19 protein-coding genes and 2 riboswitches are annotated in these 17,283 nt (G+C 73.3%); of the genes, 7 read left to right on the plus strand and 12 right to left on the minus strand.

Annotation, left to right across the window (positions count from 1 at the left end; genetic code table 11):
- Window position 1: 1 nt before the first annotated feature.
- Together ASD16_RS13825 and ASD16_RS13830 are read right to left on the minus strand one after the other, a co-directional pair.
- Window positions 2-2,074, minus strand: coding sequence for an acyl-CoA dehydrogenase (locus ASD16_RS13825; RefSeq protein ID WP_055918521.1), 2,073 nt, complete (start codon window positions 2,072-2,074; stop codon window positions 2-4).
- A complete protein-coding gene (locus ASD16_RS13830; protein WP_082570881.1) occupies window positions 2,071-2,904 on the minus strand; it encodes a TetR/AcrR family transcriptional regulator in 834 nt (277 codons plus the stop codon). Before ASD16_RS13830 ends, ASD16_RS13825 begins: the two co-directional genes overlap by 4 nt.
- Before the next feature lie 104 nt (window positions 2,905-3,008).
- Here ASD16_RS13830 and ASD16_RS13835 point away from each other — a divergent pair, with 104 nt between their 5' ends.
- From ASD16_RS13835 to ASD16_RS13845, 3 genes are read left to right on the plus strand one after another with little or no spacing between them, the layout of a single operon-like run.
- Window positions 3,009-4,337, plus strand: a complete 1,329-nt coding sequence (locus ASD16_RS13835) for an acetyl-CoA C-acetyltransferase (RefSeq protein ID WP_055918525.1) — start codon at window positions 3,009-3,011, stop codon at window positions 4,335-4,337.
- 2 nt (window positions 4,338-4,339) lie between these two features.
- Window positions 4,340-5,683 (plus strand): 3-oxoacyl-ACP reductase, encoded by a 1,344-nt coding sequence (locus ASD16_RS13840; RefSeq protein ID WP_055918528.1) that lies wholly within the window; start codon window positions 4,340-4,342, stop codon window positions 5,681-5,683.
- Window positions 5,680-6,543 (plus strand): MaoC/PaaZ C-terminal domain-containing protein, encoded by an 864-nt coding sequence (locus tag ASD16_RS13845; RefSeq protein ID WP_055918531.1) that lies wholly within the window; start codon window positions 5,680-5,682, stop codon window positions 6,541-6,543. The genes ASD16_RS13840 and ASD16_RS13845 overlap by 4 nt, the downstream gene beginning before the upstream one ends.
- Here ASD16_RS13845 and ASD16_RS13850 read toward each other — a convergent pair.
- The 3 genes from ASD16_RS13850 to ASD16_RS13860 all read right to left on the minus strand — a co-directional run bounded on the left by ASD16_RS13850 (window position 6,527) and on the right by ASD16_RS13860 (window position 9,447).
- Entirely contained in the window at window positions 6,527-7,105 is a 579-nt protein-coding gene (locus ASD16_RS13850) for a GNAT family N-acetyltransferase (protein WP_055918533.1), read from the minus strand. The two genes, ASD16_RS13845 and ASD16_RS13850, sit on opposite strands and share 17 nt — an antisense overlap.
- 34 nt (window positions 7,106-7,139) lie before the next feature.
- Window positions 7,140-7,784, minus strand: coding sequence for a fasciclin domain-containing protein (locus ASD16_RS13855; RefSeq protein WP_055918536.1), 645 nt, complete (start codon window positions 7,782-7,784; stop codon window positions 7,140-7,142).
- A 268-nt stretch (window positions 7,785-8,052) separates the two neighbouring features.
- A complete protein-coding gene (locus ASD16_RS13860) occupies window positions 8,053-9,447 on the minus strand; it encodes an aminotransferase class V-fold PLP-dependent enzyme (protein WP_055918539.1) in 1,395 nt (464 codons plus the stop codon).
- A gap of 44 nt (window positions 9,448-9,491) precedes the next feature.
- Window positions 9,492-9,606: riboswitch (SAM riboswitch) on the minus strand.
- A gap of 118 nt (window positions 9,607-9,724) precedes the next feature.
- Window positions 9,725-9,824, plus strand: a riboswitch (SAM riboswitch).
- Between the two features lie 4 nt (window positions 9,825-9,828).
- Here ASD16_RS13860 and ASD16_RS13865 point away from each other — a divergent pair.
- The 3 genes from ASD16_RS13865 to ASD16_RS13875 are packed head-to-tail and all read left to right on the plus strand — an operon-like array spanning window position 9,829 to window position 11,701.
- Window positions 9,829-10,035, plus strand: coding sequence for a DUF1737 domain-containing protein (locus ASD16_RS13865; RefSeq protein WP_055918542.1), 207 nt, complete (start codon window positions 9,829-9,831; stop codon window positions 10,033-10,035).
- A complete protein-coding gene (locus ASD16_RS13870; protein WP_055918545.1) occupies window positions 10,032-10,445 on the plus strand; it encodes a rhodanese-like domain-containing protein in 414 nt (137 codons plus the stop codon). The genes ASD16_RS13865 and ASD16_RS13870 overlap by 4 nt, the downstream gene beginning before the upstream one ends.
- Window positions 10,442-11,701 carry an O-succinylhomoserine sulfhydrylase gene (locus ASD16_RS13875; protein WP_157453948.1) on the plus strand — a complete coding sequence of 420 codons (1,260 nt, stop codon included), beginning with the start codon at window positions 10,442-10,444 and terminating at the stop codon, window positions 11,699-11,701. Before ASD16_RS13870 ends, ASD16_RS13875 begins: the two co-directional genes overlap by 4 nt.
- Here ASD16_RS13875 and ASD16_RS13880 read toward each other — a convergent pair.
- On the minus strand, window positions 11,698-12,180 hold the full coding sequence (locus ASD16_RS13880; RefSeq protein ID WP_055918553.1) for a pyridoxamine 5'-phosphate oxidase family protein: 483 nt from the start codon (window positions 12,178-12,180) through the stop codon (window positions 11,698-11,700). The two genes, ASD16_RS13875 and ASD16_RS13880, sit on opposite strands and share 4 nt — an antisense overlap.
- A gap of 91 nt (window positions 12,181-12,271) precedes the next feature.
- Between ASD16_RS13880 and ASD16_RS13885 the strand changes: the two genes are divergently transcribed.
- Window positions 12,272-12,652 carry a hypothetical protein gene (locus ASD16_RS13885; protein WP_055918555.1) on the plus strand — a complete coding sequence of 127 codons (381 nt, stop codon included), beginning with the start codon at window positions 12,272-12,274 and terminating at the stop codon, window positions 12,650-12,652.
- On the opposite strand, the gene ASD16_RS13890 is transcribed toward ASD16_RS13885, so the two are convergent.
- From ASD16_RS13890 to ASD16_RS13915, 6 genes are all read right to left on the minus strand, one after another.
- The gene (locus tag ASD16_RS13890) at window positions 12,580-13,557 is read right to left on the minus strand and encodes a GNAT family N-acetyltransferase (protein WP_055918558.1); all 978 of its coding nucleotides are present in this window, start codon (window positions 13,555-13,557) and stop codon (window positions 12,580-12,582) included. The two genes, ASD16_RS13885 and ASD16_RS13890, sit on opposite strands and share 73 nt — an antisense overlap.
- A 3-nt stretch (window positions 13,558-13,560) precedes the next feature.
- A complete protein-coding gene (gene purQ / locus ASD16_RS13895) occupies window positions 13,561-14,256 on the minus strand; it encodes a phosphoribosylformylglycinamidine synthase subunit PurQ (RefSeq protein ID WP_055918561.1) in 696 nt (231 codons plus the stop codon).
- A complete protein-coding gene (purS, locus tag ASD16_RS13900; RefSeq protein WP_055918563.1) occupies window positions 14,253-14,507 on the minus strand; it encodes a phosphoribosylformylglycinamidine synthase subunit PurS in 255 nt (84 codons plus the stop codon). Before purS ends, purQ begins: the two co-directional genes overlap by 4 nt.
- Before the next feature lie 80 nt (window positions 14,508-14,587).
- Window positions 14,588-15,697: a hypothetical protein gene (locus ASD16_RS13905; RefSeq protein WP_055918565.1), complete on the minus strand. Its 1,110-nt coding sequence runs from the start codon at window positions 15,695-15,697 to the stop codon at window positions 14,588-14,590.
- The gene (locus tag ASD16_RS13910; RefSeq protein WP_055918568.1) at window positions 15,694-16,791 is read right to left on the minus strand and encodes a hypothetical protein; all 1,098 of its coding nucleotides are present in this window, start codon (window positions 16,789-16,791) and stop codon (window positions 15,694-15,696) included. Before ASD16_RS13910 ends, ASD16_RS13905 begins: the two co-directional genes overlap by 4 nt.
- A complete protein-coding gene (locus ASD16_RS13915) occupies window positions 16,791-17,138 on the minus strand; it encodes a PadR family transcriptional regulator (RefSeq protein WP_200942959.1) in 348 nt (115 codons plus the stop codon). Before ASD16_RS13915 ends, ASD16_RS13910 begins: the two co-directional genes overlap by 1 nt.
- Window positions 17,139-17,283 lie beyond the last annotated feature (145 nt).

The raw sequence follows: 17,283 nt of genomic DNA on the forward strand, positions 1-17,283 counted from the left end.
GTCAGCGCTTGTGCTTCTCCGGGACGGGGGCGTCACCCGAGGCACGCTGCGACCGGTAGTAGGCGCGGGCCTCGTCCTGCCGCTCCTGCTCGGCGCCGGACGCGATCGGTGCGCGCAGGTGCGCCTGCTCGTAGCCGAACGCGTCGACCAGCGACTGCGCGTGCGGGCGCAGGCGGGCCAGCAGCCGGTCGAGGTACGACGTCACCGTGCGGGCGCGACCAGCGGACAGGCGGCCGTTGAGCAGGTACCAGGTGAGGTTCCGCTCGATGACCGTGAGCCCGAACAGGTCCCGTACCCACGTGAGGATCTGGCGGGTGCCGGGGTCGGTGACACGCTCCAGCGCCGCCGTGAACGACTCCCACTGGACCAGCTCGGCGTGCGCGCGGGCGGCCTGCACGAGCTCGTGCTGGTGCGCGTTGAACAGGGCAGCCGCCGTCGCCGGGTCGGCCTTCTGGGCGGGACGCAGGGCCTGCGCGATCTCCGCGACCATCGTCTCGACGCGGTCCACCAGCAGCTCGCGCTGGGTCGCCGTCTCGCGCAGCTGGCCGGCCGAGCGGCGCGGGTCGCCGACGTCGGCGATGGTCTGCACGGCCCGGTGCAGGGGCGTGCGGTAGCGGGCGGCGTCGGACGCGCGCTCGGCCACCATGCGGGCGACCTTCGTCGCGTCGAGGTGCTTGAAGCTCTTGGAGTAGTCGGTGAGCAGGCGCTTGCCGACCAGCTGCAGCAGGACGGTGTTGTCGCCCTCGAACGTCGCGTACACGTCCATGTCGGCGCGCAGCCCTGTGATCCGGTTCTCGGCGAGGAACCCGGCCCCGCCGCACGCCTCACGGGCGACCTGGAGCGTGTTCAGCGCGTGCCAGGTCGACGCCGGCTTGAGCGCCGCGGCGAGCGTCTCGAGGTCCTCGCGCGTCTCCGGGGTGTCGTTGCGGCCGGAGAACACGTCGTCGAACGCGGCGAGCAGGTCCTCGTGCGCGAACCCGGCGGCGTACGTCTCGGCGAGCAGCGGGAGCAGGCGGCGCTGGTGCTCGGCGTAGTCGAGGATGACGACCTCGTCCGTGGGCGACGCCCCGTTGAACTGCCGGCGCTGGTTGCCGTAGGTGATCGCGATGGTCAGGCCGATGCGGGCGGCCGTGACCGCGGCACCGTCGAGAGAGACGCGGCCCTGCACCAGCGTGCCGAGCATCGTGAAGAAGCGACGGCCCGGGCTCGCGATCGGCGACGAGTACGTGCCGTCCTCGTCGACGTCGCCGTACCGGTTCAGCAGGTTGGTACGCGGGACCCGGACCTGGTCGAACCAGAGCCGGCCGTTGTCGATGCCGTTCAGACCGCCCTTGAGCCCGTCGTCCTCACCGCCGACGCCCGGGAGGAACTCCATGGTGTCCTCGTCGCGGATCGGGACGTAGAACGCGTGCACACCGTGGTCGGTGCCTGCCGTGATCAGTCGCGCGAAGACGGTGGCCGCCGTGCCGTGCACACCGGCGTTGCCGAGGTAGTCCTTCCATGCCGCGCGGAACGGCGTGTGGATGACGAACTCCTGCGTCGCGGGGTCGTACGTGGCGGTGGTGCCGATGGCGGCGACGTCCGAGCCGTGGCCGGTCTCCGTCATCGCGAAGGCGCCCGGGACCTTGACAGACAGCGCGTCGGCCAGGAACTCGTCGTGGTTGCGCTCGGTGCCCAGGTGGTAGATCGCGGACGCGAACAGCCCCCACTGCACGCCCGACTTGATCTGCAGCGACGGGTCCGCGTGCGTCAGCTCCTCGAACCGGGCCAGGAAGCCGCCGTGGTCCTCGGCGCCGCCGAACCGCTCCGGGAACGACCGGTGCACGTCGCCCTCGGCGGCGAGCAGGCGGAGCTGGCCGATGACGCGCTCGCGGTGGTCGGCCAGCGACTGGCCCTCGATCCGGTGGAACCGCTCGTCGGCCATGAGCTTGCGGGCGGCCAGGCGCAGCTCGGGGTAGTGGCCCAGGAGGACCTGCTGGAGGTGCGCGATGTCGACGTTGGTGACGTCGGCGTCGAGGCGGGGGTCGCCGGCCTCGGGGGTCTCGACGGTGGGGCGGGCGCTGGTGGTGGTCATCGAGACTCCTCGTGGGTCGTGCGGTTGCGGTCACGGGCCAGGAGCCCGACGGGTCCGGCCCAGAGCCATGCGGCGACCTGGGCGGTGAGCTCTTCACGATCGGGGCTGGCGGGCTCGTCGCGGTGGGCCAGCCACCACTCGCCGGAGCCGCGGACGAAGCCGACGGCGCCGGCGGCCCAGGACTCGGCCAGGGCGACGCGGGAGGCCAGCGCGGCGTCGTCCTCCTCGGACGCCTCGGGCCTGCGTGCGGTGCGCCGACCGTCGTGCTCCTCGGTCAGCCCACGGGCGAACGGGGCAGCGACCAGCGCGGTGACCGAGTCCAGGAAGTGCCCGAGCGGTCCACCCGACTCCACCGAGCCGTTCCGCGTCACGAACGCGTACACGTTCGGCGACGACTCGATCATCTCGAGGTACACCGCGACCATCGCCCGCAGGCCGTCGCGGGGGGTCGGCGCGATCCGCAGGACCCCTTCGAGCGCCCCCTGGATCTGCAGCACGACCGCCTCGGCGACGGCGATCTGCAGACCGGTCTTGTCCGCGAAGTACCGGTAGACGATCGACTTGGAGGTGCCCGCGGCGGCCGCGATCTCCTCCATCGACACGTCGGGGCCCTTGTGGTGGACGGTCCGGCGCGCGATGCGCACCAGCTCGGCGCGGCGGGCCTCGCGGTGGTCGGCCCAGCGGGTGGACCGGCCGTCGGCCGCGAAGGCATCGTCGACGGGGCGCCTCGTCGAGGGGGGCGTCGGAAGGGCCGGTCGCGCACGACCGGCCTCGGAGTTCAGAAGGGTGAGGGCCGTCGCCTTCGACGGACCCGGTGTGACAGGGCTCACGAGACCGAAGGTATCAGGTACTGTGGGTTTCGGACACCACGTCATCATCATCGAGCCTCCGTGCTCGGTCCCCGCTCAGCGACGAAGCGAGAGGAACGCGCCCCATGGCACGCCCCACCACCCCCACTCCCGAGGTCCGCAGGGCCTACGTGCTCGGCGGGAACCGGATCCCCTTCGCCCGCGCCGGCGGCCCCTACGTCCGGGCCAGCAACCAGGACATGCTCACCGCCGCGATCGACGGGCTCGTCGCCCGGTACGGCCTGCAGGGCGAGCGCATCGGCGAGGTCGCCGCGGGTGCGGTGCTCAAGCACAGCAAGGACTTCAACCTCACCCGCGAGGCCGTGCTCGGGTCGGCGCTCTCGGCCGAGACCCCCGCGTACGACGTGCAGCAGGCCTGCGCGACCGGCCTGGAGACCGTCGTCTCCCTGAGCAACAAGATCCGCCTCGGCCAGCTCGAGTCCGCGATCGCCGGCGGCGTCGACTCCACGTCGGACGCCCCCATCGCGGTGAGCAACCGGCTGCGTCGCGCGCTGCTCGACCTCTCGCGCGCCAAGACCGTCGGTCAGAAGCTCGCGGCCGTCGCGAAGATCCGCCCGAAGGACCTCGCGCCCGTCGCCCCGAACACCGGCGAGCCGCGCACGCACCTGTCGATGGGCGAGCACCAGGCACTCACCACCGCGCAGTGGGAGATCACCCAGGCGGCCCAGGACGAGGTCGCGCTGGCCAGTCACCAGCGCCTCGCCGCGGCGTACGACTCCGGCTTCTTCGACGACCTGGTCACCCCGTTCCGCGGCCTGACGCGCGACGCCAACCTGCGCGCCGACTCCTCCTTGGAGAAGCTGGCCAAGCTCAAGCCGGCGTTCGGGCTCGGCCTGGACACCCCCGCGACGATGACGGCCGGCAACTCGACGCCGCTGTCCGACGGGGCCTCGACGGTGCTGCTCGGGTCCGCCGAGTGGGCCGCGGCGCACGACCTGGTGCCGCTCGCATCGCTGGTCGACGCCGAGGCCGGCGCGGTCGACTTCGTGCACGGGGACGACGGCCTGCTGATGGCCCCCGCGTTCGCGGTGCCACGGCTGCTCGCCCGCAACGGGCTGACGCTGGACGACCTCGACTACATCGAGATCCACGAGGCATTCGCGGCGACCGTGCTCACGACGCTGGCCGCGTGGGAGTCCGAGGAGTTCGGTCGCACCCGCCTCGGCCTCGACGGCGCGTTCGGCACCGTCGACCGCGCCAAGCTCAACGTGCACGGGTCGTCGCTGGCCGCGGGCCACCCGTTCGCCGCGACCGGCGGGCGGATCGTCGCGACCATCAGCAAGGAGCTGCACCGCAGGAAGGCGGCGTCGGGCTCCGACGCCCCGGTGCGCGCGCTCGTGTCCGTGTGCGCAGCCGGCGGGCTGGGCCTCACCGCGATCCTCGAGGCGGCCTGAGCATGAGCGACACCTACCTGAACCTGGTCAACAGCGGCTTCACCAAGAAGGTCGCGAAGCAGCTCGGGCTGCCCCAGCCGTCGCCCCTGCGCCGCTACGAGCCCGGGCAGCCGCTGCTCCAAGGCGCGGTGCTGGTGCTCGGGCGCGGGTCCGAGTCCGACGCGCTCGCCGGGTTCCTGTCCTCGGACTGGGACCTCGACGTGCACCGGCACGCGACGCCCGGCACGCGGTACTCCGCGGTCGTCCTCGCGCTGACCGAGCTGACGCACCCCGACCAGCTGTCCGAGCCGGTGCTGGCCGTCGGCGCCGTGCTCAAGGAGCTGCCGAAGGGCGCCCGCGTCGTCACCGTCTCGCGCGCCCCGCGTGCCGACGACGCCCCCGCGGTCGCAGCGGCACGTCAGGGCGTCGACGGGTTGCTGCGGTCGCTCGCCAAGGAGCTGCGCGGCGGGTCGACCGGCAACGGTGTGATGCTGGCCGCCGGCGTGCCGGTCACGGCTCCGTCGGTCGTCGGCGCCCTGAGGTTCTTCCTGTCGACCAAGTCCGCGTTCGTCGACGGTCAGCTGCTCGCCGTCGACTCCACCGCGGGCACGCTGCCCGACGACTGGGCCGCGCCGCTGGCCGGTCGCGTCGCGGTCGTCACCGGAGCCGCCCGGGGCATCGGCGCCTCGATCGCCGACACCCTCGCCCGTGACGGCGCCACCGTCGTCGCGGTCGACGTCCCCGCCGCGGGCGAGCAGCTGGTGGCGGTCGCCAACCGCGTCCGTGGGACCGCGTTGCAGCTCGACGTCACTGCCGACGACGCCGGGGCACGGATCCTGGAGCACGCGCTGCAGCGGCACGGGCGGATCGACATCGTCGTGCACAACGCCGGGATCACGCGCGACAAGCTGCTGGCCAACATGACCCCCGACAAGTGGGACTCGGTCCTCGCGGTGAACATCGCCTCGCAGCTGCGCATCAACGAGGCGCTGCTGACGTCCGGCGACTTCACCGACGCGCCGCGGATCGTCTCGCTCGCGTCGACGTCGGGCATCGCCGGCAACCGCGGGCAGACCAACTACGCGGCGTCCAAGGGCGGGGTCATCGGCATGGTCCGGGCGACCGCGCCGCTGCTCGAGGCGTTCGGCGGGACCGCCAACGCGGTCGCACCCGGGTTCATCGAGACCGAGATGACGGCACGCATCCCCGCCGTCACGCGGCAGGTGGCCCGCCGGCTCAACTCGCTGCAGCAGGGCGGGCAGCCGGTGGACGTCGCCGAGACCGTGGCGTTCCTGGCCTCCCCCGCCGCCGGTGGCGTGGTCGGACGCGTGCTGCGCGTCTGCGGCCAGAACATGGTGGGCCAGTGACGACGACCGTCGTCCTGCCCAAGGTCCCCGCGCTCGGCGGGCTGTTCGCACGCGGCGCCGGGCTGTCCCTGGCGCGGCGCGTGCGGTCCGGGCCGACGGTGCTGCCCGACGTCGAGTACGTCGTCCGCGGCGTGCGGGCGTCGTCGGACCACCTGACCGAGTACCAGCACCTGCTCGGGGAGTCCGCGTCCGACGCGCTCCCCGCCGGGTTCGTGCACGTGCTGGCGTTCCCCGTCGCGACCGCGCTCATGGTCCGCAGCGACTTCCCGCTGCCGCTCGTCGGCCTGGTCCACGTCGCCAACCGCGTGACGCAGCACCGCCCGGTGCTGCTCACCGACGCCCTCGACGTCCGCGCCACCGCCACCGACCTGCGGGGACACCGGTCCGGCACGCAGGTGGACCTGGTGACCGAGGTGTCCGTCGACGGGTCGGTCGCGTGGCGCGGGGTGTCGACCTACCTCGCGCGCGGGGTCCGCCTCGGCGGGTCCGGCGACGAACCGGCCACCTTCGTGCCGCCCACACCCACCGGGCGGTGGAAGCTCGACGGCGACATCGGGCGCCGGTACGCAGCCGTCTCCGGCGACCGGAACCCGATCCACCTGTCCGCGCTGTCCGCCAAGGCGCTCGGGTTCCCGCGGGCCATCGCGCACGGCATGTACACCGCGTCGCGCGCCCTGGCCGACGTGGGCGCCGGGCGCGGGGACGCGTTCGAGTGGTCCGTCGAGTTCGTGAAGCCCGTGCTCCTGCCGGGGACCGTCACCGTGCGGGTCGCGGGCTCGTCGGAGGGCTTCACGTTCGCCGGCTGGGACGCCCGGTCCGGCAAGCCGCACCTGACCGGATCGGTCACCCCGCTGCGCTGAGCCGCGCCTGCAGTCCCGCGCGGACGGCGGGCCACTCGTCGGTCAGGATCGAGAAGTAGGCGCTGTCCCCGCGGGTGCCGTCGGGGGCCAGGCGGTGGCTGCGCAGGACACCCTCGGGCACCGCGCCGAGACGCCGGATCGCCGCGATCGACCGGGCGTTGCGCGCGTCGGCCCGCAGCGCCACGCGGGCGCAGCCCCACGTCTCGAACGCGTGCGTGAGCATGAGCAGCTTGCAGGCGGGGTTGTTCGTCGTGCCCCACCAGCGCGGGGCGTAGTACGTGTAGCCGATCTCGACGCGCCCGATCCGCGGGTCCCAGTCGTAGAACGACGTCGACCCTCGGACCTCCCCCGTCGCGCTGTCGAGGACCGCGAACGCCAACCTGCCCGGGGCCTCGTGGGCGGCGCGGATCTCGATGCGCATCGCCGACGGGGTGTCGGGCGTCGGGGAGGACATCCCCGCCCACAGGCGGTCGTCGACGAACGCGGACAGCGGCTCGGCGTGCTCGTCGGCCAGCGGGACCAGCCGGGTGCCGTGGCCCTCGAGGGTCAGGTCGTGCAGCATCCGTCGATGCTGGCACGACCTGACCCTCCGGTGCTCAGAGGTCCGCGGGGCGCAGGACGAACGTGATCGCGTGCGCGATCTGGACGTTGCCCGCGCTCAGGTCCAGCTTGCCGGGGATGAGGAACGGGTTCAGGTCGTTGCGGTCCTGGTCGCGCAGCTGCACGACACCCCAGCGCTTCGAGAGCACGTCGACGGTGAACGTGCCGCCCTGCGCGGTGGTCAGGACGGCGTTGTCGCTGGCCAGCGCCGTGGCGGAGTCGATCGTCGCGCCCGCGACGACGTGGTAGAGCAGCACCTGCTCGATGGCGTCGATGCCCACCGCACCGGCGAGCGCCGTGAGCACCTCCTGCTCGCTGCCGTACCAGCGGTGCGTCAGGTCCTTGGCCAGGAGCTGGAACGCGCGGTCGGTCGGCACGAAGGCGGTGAGCGGGACGGTGCCGTCCGCGAGGACCGCGACCGGACTGCCCGGCTTGGCGGCGAGCACGGCTCCGACGGCCTGGTCGAGGATGTCGAAGTCCCGCCAGTTCCGGTCGAACGTGTCGCCGTCGGAGGCGAGCAGGGCGGCCAGGCTGGACGTCCCGGTGGGTGCTGCGGCGCCGGCCGCGGGGGCGAGGGCGAGTCCTGCACCGGCGGCGACACCGGCGGCGACGAGGGCGGAGAGCGTGCGGCGGATCCTCATGGTGGGCTCCTGCGGACGACGGGTCGCGGCCGACGCCCCTGCGCCGCACCGCGCGAGCGCCCGGGAGGACGCCCTGTGTCCCCTTCGTCCGGAACCGCGGCACCGGATGCAGCCGCGCGGGATCAGCCGAGGAGCGGCCCGTCGCCGGGCTCCTTCGCGACGGCGAACACCGGCGCCGCCGGCGAGAACGTGGCTTCGGCACGAGATCGGGGATGCGAACCCTCGATTTCGCGCCGAACCGTCGGTCTCGTGCGCCGCGGTCGGGAGGTCAGTCGTCCAGGGCTGGGCCGCAGGCTGCTGCCGCCGTGGCGGCCAGGTGGTCCAGGCCGTGGACGGCGAGCAGGGGGCGAGTGTCCTCGACGACCGCCCAGCAGCCGTCGACGACCTCGTAGCGGACCGCGGGGCCCGTGGACAGGTACTGCGTGAGCCCGACGATCAGGCGGTCGACGGCCTCGCTCGTCGTGCCGACGCCCACCGACGCGCGGATGGCACCGCCGGACGCGCCGAGGTGCGCCAGGAGCGGGTGCGCGCAGAAGCGGCCGTCGCGGACGCCGATGCCGTGCTCGGCCGCGAGGTAGGCCGCGACGAGGCCCGGGTCGTGGTCGGGCACCGTGAAGGTGAGCACGCCGACGGGTGCCTGCGAGTCCGGCCAGATGCGCGCGATCTCGACGCCGTCGATGCCCGAGAGCCCGGCGACGAGCCGCTCGCGCAGCGCCTCCTCGTGGGCGGCCAGGGCACCGGCCGGCAGCGCGGCGAGCTGGTCGCACGCCTCCGCGAGGGCGATCGCACCGATCACGTTGGGCGACCCGGCCTCGTGGCGTGCCGGCGCCGGCTGCCAGACGGTCCTGTCGGCGCGCACGTCGCGCACCGCACCTCCCCCTGCGAGGTACGGCGTGCCCGTGTCGAGCCAGTCGCGGCGACCGACGAGCGCCCCCGCACCGAACGGCGCGTAGGTCTTGTGACCGGAGAACGCGACGTAGTCGGCGTCCGTGGCCGCGAGCGAGAAGCCACGGTGCGGGACCAGCTGGGCCCCGTCGACGGCCACGCGGGCACCCTCGGCGTGCGCGAGCGCGACCACGTCGTCGATCGGGAGCGCCTCCCCCGTCACGTTGGACGCGCCCGTGATCGTGACCAGCGCGTACGGCTGGCGGGCGAGCTCGGACCGCAGCGCGTCGAGGGTCGCGGCGACAGTGCGCTGGATCGGCAGGATGGTGGTCCGGTTGCCGTGACGCTCGCTCGACTGGACCCACGGCAGCAGGTTGGCGTGGTGCTCGACGTCCAGCACGAGGACGCGGCCGCCGTCGGGGACCACGCCCGCGAGCAGGTTGAGCGAGTCCGTGGTGTTGCGCGTGATGATCGCGACGTCGTCGGGACGCGCGTCGACGAACCGTGCGACGGTCTGGCGGGCCGACTCGTAGAGGGCCGTCGACACCTGGGACAGGTAGCCCGCGCCGCGGTGCACCGAGGCGTACAGCGGCAGCACCTCCGTGACGCGGGCGGCGACGGCCTCCAGGGCCGGGGCGCTGGCGGCGTAGTCCAGGTTGGCGTAGACGCGCTGCGTGCCGTCGACCAGGGGGACGGTGGTGGTGCCGCCGACGACCGGGAGCAGGGCGCTCACCTCGTCGACGGGAGCACACGAGAGGCGCTCGGCGATGACGGTCATGATGGTCCTCCGACACGTTCCGGGGGGACACCGGCAGTGGTGGAACCCCGCGCTTGCCGCGCCCCGGTCGGGACGCGGCCAGGTCGTCACCCGGGGCACCCCACCGCGGAGGAGGGTTGCCGGCCAGCGAGCCGGGGCTTGACGCTGGCGCTCATGACCTGTGACGAGGGTCCCGGCAGCCCCGGGGACCTGTCAACGCGGCACGCGAACCGTCTCGCCTGGCGGGACGAGTTGTCCACCACTTGGAGGGTGGGTGCCGCCGCGCGTAGCATCACGGCCACCATCCAGAGCGGCTGAGAGATCTGGCTCGACGACGCCGCAGCAACCCGCGGGCACCTGTGCCCGGCCGAGGGTGCTACCGCCAGGACCGATGGAGGCGACATGACTTCTGTACCCCCGGAGCCCCGGCGCTACCGGCTGCTGACCGGCCCGGACGATGCCGCGTTCTGCGACCGCGTGACTGCTGCGCTGGACGAGGGCTACGTCCTGTACGGCAGCCCGGCCGCGACGTTCGACGGCGAGCACGTCATCGTCGCGCAGGCCGTGGTCCTGCCCTCCGCCACCACCCACGAGACGAGGCCCGTATGAGCTACGCCGGCGACCTGACACCCCAGCAGGCCTGGGACCTCCTGACGTCCGACCAGAGCGCCGTGCTCGTCGACGTCCGGACCGACGCAGAGTGGCGCTACGTCGGCATCCCCGACTCCGCACCCATCGACGGGCGCGCCGCCCTGGTCGAGTGGGTGTCCTACCCGTCGGGACGCCCGAACCCGCAGTTCCTCAAGCAGCTCGCCGAGGCGGGCGTCGCGGCCGGCCGGCCCGTGGTCTTCCTCTGCCGCTCCGGCGTCCGCTCGGTCGCCGCCGCGCAGGCAGCGACCGCTGCAGGCCTCGGCCCGGCCTACAACGTGCTCGAGGGCTTCGAGGGTGACGTCGGCCCCGACGGCCACCGCGGGCACTCCGGCTGGCGTGCCGCCGGTCTCCCGTGGCGGCAGGCGTGAGCGCCGCGCGCGTCCCCGGCCCGAGCGACTGGGACGACCGGCGCACCCCCGGCACCGACCTGCGCCCCGACACCCTCGCGGTGCGCGGTGGACTGGTCCGCAGCCAGTTCCAGGAGACCTCCGAGGCGCTGTTCCTCACGCAGGGCTTCGTCTACACCAGCGCCGCCGAGGCCGAGGCCGCGTTCGCCGGTGACGCCGACCGGTTCCTGTACTCCCGCTATGGCAACCCCACCGTGTCCACGTTCGAGGAGCGCCTGCGCCTGCTCGAGGGCGCGGAGGCGGCCTTCGCCACCGCCTCGGGCATGTCCGCGGTGTTCACCGCGATCGCCGCGCTGGTGAAGTCCGGCTCGCGCATCGTCTCCGCTCGGGCGCTGTTCGGGTCCACCGTCGTGATCTTCGAGGAGATCCTGGCCAAGTGGGGCGTGCGCACCGACTACGTCGACGGGCACGAGCTCGACCAGTGGGAGGCCGCGCTGTCGACGCCGGCCGACGTCGTCTTCTTCGAGACGCCGTCCAACCCGATGCAGGACCTCGTCGACATCGCCGCGGTCAGCCGGCTCGCGCACGCCGCGGGCGCCACGGTCATCGTCGACAACGTCTTCGCCACCCCCGTGCTGTCCCGGCCGCTGGAGCTCGGCGCCGACGTCGTCGTGTACTCCGCGACCAAGCACATCGACGGGCAGGGGCGGGTGCTCGGCGGTGCGATCCTCGGCACCGACGAGTACATCCACGGTCCGGTGCAGACCCTCATCCGCAACACCGGACCGTCGCTGTCCGCGTTCAACGCGTGGGTGCTGCTCAAGGGTCTGGAGACGCTGTCGCTGCGCGTGCGTCACCAGACCGCGTCGGCCCTGCAGGTCGCGACGTGGATCGAGCAGCAGCCCGGCGTCTCGCTCGTGCGCTACCCGTACCTGCCGTCGCACCCGCAGCACGAGCTCGCGCTCGCGCAGCAGGCCGGGGGCGGCACCGTCGTCACGTTCAACCTCGCCGTGCCGGACGGCGCCACCCCGGACGTCGCCAAGAAGGTCACGTTCGGCGTGCTGGACGCGTTGCGCATCGTCGACATCTCCAACAACCTCGGCGACGCCAAGTCCCTGGTCACGCACCCGGCGACGACGACGCACCGCAAGCTCGGTCCCGACGGACGCGCGGCCGTCGGCATCGCCGAGTCGACCGTGCGACTGTCCGTGGGGCTCGAGGACCCCGCCGACCTGATCGACGACCTGGCGCAGGCCCTGGGGACGCTCGCGGGCTAGAGCTGCACGGTCTCGTTCTCGCCGCCGTCGTAGCGCTCCCCGGTGACCTTGGCCTTGACCAGGCTGAACGCCGTCGTCAGGCGGCCGCCCTTGGCGTGCCAGTACTCCGCGGTCTGCCCGTGCACGACGACGAGGACCAGGCCGGGCGTCTCGGGACCGTCGGGGAACCAGGCCTCTGCCGTCACGCCCCACAGCTCACGGTTCTTGGCGACGTCGCGGACCACCTCGGCCGGACCGGACACCGAGACCCATGCGGTCGAGTCGGCGAAGGCGGCGTTCGCGGGGCTGCCCGCCTCGATCTCGTGGACCTTGTGGCTGTCGGCGTCGGCGAAGAACCAGAGGTCCCCGTCGAAGTCCACGTCCTGCACTCCCATCGGGCGGCTGACCAGCGACCCGTCGGCGCCCACCGTCGTGAGCATCGCGATCTTCGCGTCCTTGATCAGACCGGCCACCGTGGCGATGTCGTCGTCGTGCGTCATGCGTCCTCCTCGACCAGCGCGCTCGCGGGGCTGCTGACCGCGGCGGCATGGCCACGGTAGGCATGTCGCAGGGATGCTGCATGCTCAGAGGATGACCGAGGAGAGCGACTACGAGGCGATGGCCGACGACCTGGTCGCCCGCGGCGCCACACGCGCGCAGATGATGGGGCGGCCGATCCTCAAGGCTGGGTCGACCATGTTCGCCGCGCACGTCGGCGGGGACCGGCTCGCCGTGAAGCTCGGCCGGGACACCACCGCGTTCGCGGACGCCCTCGCACTTCCCGGGGCCGCGGTGTGGTCACCCGGCGACAGCGGCCGGCTGTTCCACGACTGGGTCGCGCTGCCGTCGTCGGTGGAGGACGAGTGGATGCGGTTCGCCGAGATCGCGCGCGTGAGCGCTCAGACGTCCTTGGCCATCCAGAGCGACAAGAAGTCGCCGGCGAAGTCGAAGAAGGGCACGACGGGGCGGTAGCCGGCCGACAGGTAGAGCGTGACCGCCTCGGGCTGCCGGATCCCCGTCTGCAGGACCACGCTCGTCAGGCCGCGCGCACGGGCGTCGTCCTCGATCGCGGTGAGCAGGGCGCGCGCCGCACCGGAGCCGCGGGCGGACTCGTCGACCCAGACCTTCTTGAGCTCGGCCGACCCGGCGGGATAGCCGTCGCGCGCCGCGCGCAGGGTCGCGCAGCCGACCGGGCGGCCGTCGATCCAGGCGACGACCGTGTCCAGTGCGCCGACGCCCTGCCGGGGGTCGTCGACCGCGAAACCGCCCGGGGTCATCTCGACGACCTCCGGGTAGCGCACCTCGATGTCGCGCCACATCGCGAGGCGCAGGGCCTCTGCCACGGGGTCGGACCAGTCGGTGTGCGTGACGGTCACCGTCGGGCGCTCACCGCTGCGGGGAACGCGCGGCGGCGTCGGCCCGAGGTCCTTGGCGAAGCATCGGGACTCCGACTCCGTGGCGTACTCGCCGAAGTTCGGGATCGAGCGGTAGCCCTCGCTGAGGTACAGCCCGATCGCCGACGCCTGGAGCACACCGGTCTCGAGGACGAGTCGCCGGAAACCCTTCTCCGCAGCGACACGTTCGAGCTCACGCACGACCGCACGGGAGTGCCCGCGACCCCGGTGCTCCGGGACGACGAACATGCGCTTCAGCTCGCCGACGCCCTCCCCGAGCTCGCCGGACGCGTCACGGATGGCGCCGCACGCCACGGCCTGGCCGTCGACCCGCACGAGGAGCATCGCGACGATGCTCTCGCCGGTCATCGCGGCGCCGATGTCCTCCTCGCCGTACAGGGCGAGCAGCTCAGCCTGCTGCGCGGTGCGCAGGCGGAGGGCGTCGGGGTCGTCCCAGTCGACGAGCGTGATGCTGGTGGTCAACGCTCAGCCGACGAGGGCCTTGAGGACCGACGTGAAGAAGCGCAGCCCGTCCGTGCCGGTGCGCGGGCCCTGGGCACCGTCCGGGCCGAAGCCGGACTCGACCGCGTGCTCGGGGTGCGGCATGAGGCCGACGACGTTGCCCGCCGCGTTGGAGATCCCGGCGATGCCGCGGCGCGACCCGTTCGGGTTCCAGCCCTGGTAGCGGAAGACCACGCGGCCCTCGCCCTCCAGCTCGTCGAGCGTGTGCTCGTCGGCGACGTACTGCCCGTCCTGGTTCTTCAGCGGGATCGTGATGTGCTCGCCCGCCGTGTAGTCGCGGGTCCAGGCCGTGTCGACGTTGTCGACCGAGAGGACCTGCTCGCGGCACACGAAGTGCAGGTGGTCGTTCTTGATCATCGAGCCGGGCAGCAGGTGCGCCTCGGTGAGGACCTGGAAGCCGTTGCAGATGCCGAGGACCGGCAGACCCTTGTGCGCGGCGTCGACGATCTCGCCCATGACCGGCGCGAACCGGCTGATCGCACCCGCACGCAGGTAGTCGCCGTAGGAGAAGCCGCCGGGCAGAACCACCGCGTCCACCCCGTGCAGGTCCGCGTCGCCGTGCCAGAGGGAGACCGCCTCGGCGCCCGCGAGGCGGACAGCACGGGCGGCGTCGCGGTCGTCGAGCGTGCCGGGGAAGGTGACGACGCCGATGCGGGTCATGCCTCGGTGTCCTCGTAGACCGCGACCACGTCCTCGATGACCGGGTTGGACAGCACGTGCTCGCCGGCCTCACGGGCCGCCGCGAGGATCTCCTCGGTCACCGGCCCGTCGACCTCGAGCTCGAACCGCTTGCCCTGACGGACGGACGCGAACTGCCCGAACCCGAGCCGCGGCAGGGCGCCGGCAACGGCCTTGCCCTGCGGGTCGAGGATCTCGGGCTTCGGCATGACATCGACGACGACTCGTCCCACGAAAGGGCTCCAGGTGTTCGCGCGGCGGTGGGGGGTCGCGGCGATTCTAGCCAGTGCGCGCCGGGGCCCGGTCCAGGTGCTCAGTCGGTGGCGACCAGGGCGGGCACGAGGCCTTCCTGGTAGGTGTCGACGGACGGGACGGTGCCCGCCCTGGCGATCCTGAGGACGTCGACGAGCGCGAGATCGGCGGGGCCGGACCGAGCGGCGCGCCAGACCATGAGCAGCGCAGGCAGGGTCAGCAGGGCGCCCACCGCAGACACGACGGAGAAGAAGAGGTCCGCGCGCCCCGTCCCCTCGATCCAGGCGATGCCGATCGCGATGAGGCTGATCGCGCCGATCAGCATGCCGTGCCGCACGGTCGGACGGACCAGCCGTCGGGCGTGCTGCGGGTGCCGTGCGGGAACGAGCCGGCGCAGGCGGCGCGCGGAGAGGACCGACCCGAGCACACCGGCCAGAAGCGCGACGCCGAGCGCGGTCAGGAGCTCGGGCGACGCACCGGCCCGCGGGTCCGTGACCGTCTCGAAGCAGCCTGACCCGCACCCTTCGACGCCGAGCCGGGTGGGAGCCACGAGGCACGAGACGAGGGCCGCGAGCCCGACGACCCCGACGGCGACCGCCAGCATCCCTGCGGTCCCGCGCGCCGTCAGCCGGTCGCGCATGACCATCCCGAACAGGAAGGTGTCGGCGGTGACCTCCTCGCCCGGCTCCGCGACCAGGTGCTTGCGCGCCTGCGTGCGCAGCTGCCAGGTACCCCGCGACAGCAGGCCGATGGACATCCCCAGCATGACCGCCACCGCGCCGGTCGACGGTGCGTGCGGTCGATCCCCGGTCGCCAGCGGAAGGAGCACCGAGACGACGAGGACCACCGCCGCCACGTTGACCAGCACCCGCAGCGGCGCGCACGCCCCCTCGAGGTCGTCGCGGACCCACCCCCGGTACTGGGCAGGGACGCGACGGTCGACCAGCCGGTACGCCAGCACGTGCCGCAGCGGCGGCCGGGTCCGCGCGCGCGTCGCCCACCCCGCGCGGACCAGCCCCGCGGCCGTCCGCAGGTCGACTCGCGTCGCTCCCGGGGCCGCGAGGTCCGCGAGCAGCGCGACCATCTCGTCGGCCCTCCGGAGTCGCCAACGACGCGGGTAGGCCCGCAGCCAGAGACGGACCGAGCGCTCGAAGCGGGGATCGATGGTCATCGGCGCTCCCGGACGACGGCGGGGACGAGCTCCGTGTCGTACCGGTCCACCGGCACCGGGCGGCCGGTCCACGCGACGTGCCGCAGGTCGACGAGTGCGAGGTCCGGTGCCGTGCGGGACCGGAGCCAGACGACGACGGCCGCCGGGAGCAGCAGCAGGCACGCGGGAGCAGCGACAGCGGACAACGAGAGCAGCCAGGTGCCGGTCGCCTCCGCCGACGCCTCCGCGACGACGAGCCCCGCCCACAGGGCGAACCCGATACCGGCGTGAGGGGCCGGACCGACGAGGTGACGCGCGGGCTGCTCCGGGCGGTCGGCCAGGTGGCGGCCCAGGCGTCGGTGGACCGCGACGGCGATCGCGATGCCGGTGAGGGCTGCGGCAGCGATCGGGGCCGTGATCAGACCGGCGGAGTCCCGCGCCACGACGACGAACTCGGAGCACGAGAGCGCTCCGGCGGCGTCGCACGGGACCGCACCGAGTCGGGTCGGGGCGAGGACCGCGGCGGCGGACCATGCCACCGCGCCGACCGCGAGCAGGAGCACCAGCACCCGTGCGGCCGGCTCGGCCGAGACCCGCGCCCGCGACGTGCGCACCCACACCGACGGGCCGAGCTCGGTCGGCCTCGTGCTCGCGTGGTGCTGCAGCCTGCGCCGCACCGCGGAGCCCGGGCGGACGCACAGCAGCGTCGCCAGGAGCGCGATCCCCAGCACCGACCACATGGGCACGAACTCGCCCCGGGTCTCGGTCGTCAGTGTGGAGTAGATCGGGAGGAGGAACACCCAGAGTCGGCCCGTCAGGTTCCGACGCAGGGCACCCGGTGTCGTGATGTCCTGGTGCACCCACTCCCGGTACTGCGCCGGGACGCGGACGTCGAGCATCCGGTACTGCAGGTAGACGCGGAGGGGTGGGGTCCGGTGCCAGCGCGTCGCGACCCCGCCGCGCAGCAGACCGAGGGCTGTGCGGGCGTCCAGGCGTCGCGCGTCGTCGGGAGCGAGGTCGACAAGGACAGCGGTGACCTCGTCGGCACGCTGCGCCCGCCAGGCCGGCGGGTAGGCGCGCAGCCAGAAGGCGGCGGACCGCTCCAGGCCACTCATCAGGCCGGTCCGAGGGCGGGGCGGGACGTCGCGCGGGCGGCGATCACGCGGCGCGCGAGCGAGGCGAGGTCGGTCAGGCGGGCGGTCTCGGCGGCGAGGGCCGCCATGCCGTCGGGGGTGAGCCGGTAGTAGCGGCGGAGGCGGCCGTCGACGACGATCTCGCCCGACGCCTCCGTGTACCCCGCCTCGACCAGGCGGTCGAGGATGCCGTAGAGCGTGCCCGCGCCGAGCCGGACGCGGCCGTCCGACATCGCCTTGACCGCCTGCACGATGCCGTAGCCGTGGCGGGGCTCCTCGGCCAGCGAGAGCAGGACGTAGTACGCCTGCTCGCTCATCCGGAATGCCATGGGCGATATATATCGTGTGACGACCTATGAGGACAAGGGCTCGTCCACCTCGCGCAGCCGGACCAGCTCCTGCGGTGCGCCGAGGACGTGGACGTCGGTGCTGACCGGACTGCGCGGCGATTCGGGGTGGGTTCGGCATGTTTGT

Source organism: Cellulomonas sp. Root485 (assembly GCF_001426705.1).
Classification (GTDB): Bacteria; Actinomycetota; Actinomycetes; order Actinomycetales; family Cellulomonadaceae; genus Cellulomonas.